The organism is Streptomyces sp. NPDC037242, assembly GCF_055604165.1.
In genome coordinates, this window is the sequence record NZ_JBVJUY010000018.1 from 163,002 (window position 1) to 166,121 (window position 3,120).

At 72.9% G+C, this 3,120-nt stretch carries 2 protein-coding genes; both read right to left on the bottom strand.

Translation table 11 applies throughout. The annotated features are described in order from the left end of the window. Window positions 1-144 precede the first annotated feature (144 nt). Window positions 145-1,437, bottom strand: coding sequence for a hypothetical protein (locus ACZ7GJ_RS22450; RefSeq protein ID WP_470754079.1), 1,293 nt, complete (start codon window positions 1,435-1,437; stop codon window positions 145-147). A gap of 340 nt (window positions 1,438-1,777) precedes the next feature. Next, on the bottom strand, window positions 1,778-2,947 hold the full coding sequence (locus tag ACZ7GJ_RS22455) for a S8 family peptidase (protein ID WP_470754080.1): 1,170 nt from the start codon (window positions 2,945-2,947) through the stop codon (window positions 1,778-1,780). Window positions 2,948-3,120 lie beyond the last annotated feature (173 nt).

Sequence of the window (3,120 nt, forward strand, 5' to 3'; positions counted from 1 at the left end):
GGTAGGCGTGGTGTGCTTGTTATGGCCCCGGAAGGGAGGGAAGGGGGGGAGCTCCTCCCCCCCCCCCCCCCCCCCCCCCCCCACCCGGGTGGGGCTGGTGGGGAGAGCGGAGCGGGTGTGGCTGGTGTGGCTGGTGGCGCAGGGTCAGGCGATCGAGAAGGTGACGACCGACTGGTAGGTGTCGGCGAACATGAACGGCGGGAGCTGGATCATCCCGGCGCCGCCGACCTCGAACTCGCCACCGGTCAGGTTCTCGCCGCCCGCGGCCTGGGAGGCGATCTTCATCGGGGTGTCGGAGATCGCACCGGGCGCACCGGCGGTGCAGGTGCTCGGGCTGTCCGGGTTGGTCACCTTGCAGGACGGCTGGATGCCGATCTGCGCCTTGGCCATCGAGTGGCCGGTGGCCTCGTTCAGGAACGGCGTACGGGTCGCCGATACGTCCCAGCCGAGGGTGCCGCCGCGGAAGTCCTGGACGGACATCGCGGTGAACTGGCCGACGACCGACTGCGGCTTGCCGTTGATGGTCACCTTGCCGAAGTTGACGGCGGGGTTGCCGCTCTGCGGGCCGATGGCCAGCGGACCGGGCAGCACCTCGACGTCGACCGGGTTCTTGACTCCGGGCTGGTCCTTGATGAAGACGAAGTCCTTGTACGGGGTGATGGCACCGTCGATCTTGATCTGGTCGGTGTCCACGTTGATCGTGATGGCGCAGGTGGCGGTGCCGTCGGCCGCCGCCGTGCCGCTGCCCGTCTCACCGGTCGCGGCGCCGCCCTTGAGGGCCGAGCAGGTGACCGGGCCGGCGGGGAAGTTGGCGCCGGTGACGGTGACCGCGGTGCCGGCCTTGCCGCTGTTGGGCGTCAGCTTGGTGGTGATCGGGTCCTTGGGCAGGGCCTCCACCGCGACCGAGCCGAGGGAGGCGCTGGGGCGCGGATCGGGGGTGCAGGTGGTGGTGAAGATCGAACCGCTGAGGTTCGCGTCGACCACCGACAGGTCCAGGGCGACGTGGACCGTGGTGCCCTCGGTGCCGTCCGGGATCTTGATGGTGCCGGAGAACTCCTTGGGGTCCAGCGGCTTCCCGGCCTCGACGTTGACCGTCTCGGGCGGGCTGACGACCACCTGGGTGGTCGTGCCGACCTTCAGGGTCACCTTGGAGGTGTTCACCGTCGTGACGGAGAAACCGGGGAGCAGCGGGCTCGCGCCCGGGTCGATGGTGATCGGGACGACCTCGCCGGCCTTGGCGCCGTCCGGCAGGGTGATCGTGTAGTTCTGGTTGCCGGAACCGTCCGCCTGCGGCGCCGGCGCATCGCAGTTCTCGAAGACGGGAGTGGTCTTCGTCGCGGCCTGCGCGGAGCCGGCCAGGCCCACCACGCCACCGGTCAGGGCCAGGGACAATGCGCCCGCCCCGGCCAGAACTCTTCGTCGGAACGTTGTACTCACTGGGTCGCGACTCCTTCGTCAGACGAACCCCTCCCCCCACCCGCTGTGTGGGGGAGGGCCGAGCCGGTGCGGTGGCCGACATTGACGCGTCGCGGTGATGAGAAGTCAATGGCTTGCTTTCGCCCGAAGCACTCAGAAATTGATGTGCCATCAGGCCAGGTCTGACAGGTGGCCGGATACCGACCGGACGGTGAGCGGCGCGGGTGGGATTGATGGGTTCACGGGACGTCCCTGACCTGGCCCGACCCGGTCCGACCTGGTCCGACCCAGGTCTGCGGGGCCCGCCGGCGGCAGGGCCGGCGGGCCGCTCCGACCCGGGTCGGATGCGCGTACGGGAGGGCTACCCGGCCGTCGGTACGTGCAGCAGCAGGTTCGGGGTGCCGACGGGGAGCGCCGTGATCCGGCCGGGAACGGCGCCGCCGATGAGCGCCCGGGTCACCTGGGCCGGGGTCCTGGCCGTGCCGCCCGCCAGGACCAGCGCGGCGACACCCGCCGCGTGCGGGGCCGCCATCGAGGTGCCGGAGGCCCGCGCGACCGCGGTGGCGGAGCCCTTCCAGGCCGAGGTGACGGCCACGCCCGGCGCCGCCAGGTCCACGCACCTGCCGTAGTTGGAGAACGGGGCCCACCGGTCGGCGGCGTCGGTGGCGCCGACCGTGACGGCCTGCGCGACTCCCGCCGGGGAGCCGGCGCAGGCGCTCTCGCCCGCGTTGCCGGCGGCGACGGTGAAGGTGATACCGGCCGCAACCGCCCGGGTCACCGCCCGGTTCAGGGCGAAGCTGTAGCTGCCGCCCATGCTCATGTTGGCGACCGCCGGGGTGGCGCCCGCCGCCAAGGAGTCCCGCACCATCCAGTCGATGCCGCCGACGATGGCCGACAGGGTGCCGTTCCCGCGGCAGTCGGCGACCTTGACCGCGACGAGGGAGACCCCCTTGGCGACCCCGTACGTCGCCCCGCCGATCGTCCCCGCGACGTGCGTGCCGTGGCCGTTGCAGTCGGCCGCGGCCTCCATGAACACGGTGTTGACCCCGTGCCGGGCGCGGCCGCCGAACTCCTGGTGGAGGGTGTTGATCCCGGTGTCCACGACGTACGCCGTGACGCCCTGTGCCGAGGTGGCGTACGTGTACGAGCCGTCGAGCGGGAGCTCGCGCTGGTCGATCCGGTCCAGCGGCCAGGGCGCGGGGCTCTGCACCTGGCCGTCGCTGATCCGGAACTCCGCGTCCGGCTCCACGGAGGCCACCCGCGGGTCCGCGGCGAGGGCCGCGGCGCGGGCGGCGCTGGTGCGGACGGCGAAGCCGTTCAGGGCGGTGTCGTACACCGCCCCGACCCGGTCGCCGGCCGCCTCGGCCTCGGCGACGAGGGCCCGGGCGGGCGCCCGGGAGGCGTGGTCCCGCAGGACCACGACGTAGGAGGCGGTGGGGGTTTCGGCGGGCGGCGGCGCAGGCAGCGCGGCCGCCGCCAGCAGGGCGGCGGGCAGCAGTGCGGCCGGGAACAGGGTGGCGAATGCGGTCATGCGCCCGATGCTCGGCGAGCCGGGCGGCGCCCGCGCGGAGGGTGCGCCGAGTGGCCCCACGACACGCCCGCTACGGGGCTAGGTCGTGTCGTCAAAGTCCCGTCTGGCCGGCGGGGCCTGGCACGCACGCTCGCCGCGTTGTCGTCGGTCACCGACGCTCCGCGTCGATTCCC

Coding starts and splice junctions, on each gene's coding strand:
- ACZ7GJ_RS22455 (WP_470754080.1), bottom strand. CDS start 2,947: ATGACCGCATTCGCCACCCTGTTCCCGGCCGCACTGCTGCCCGCCGCC.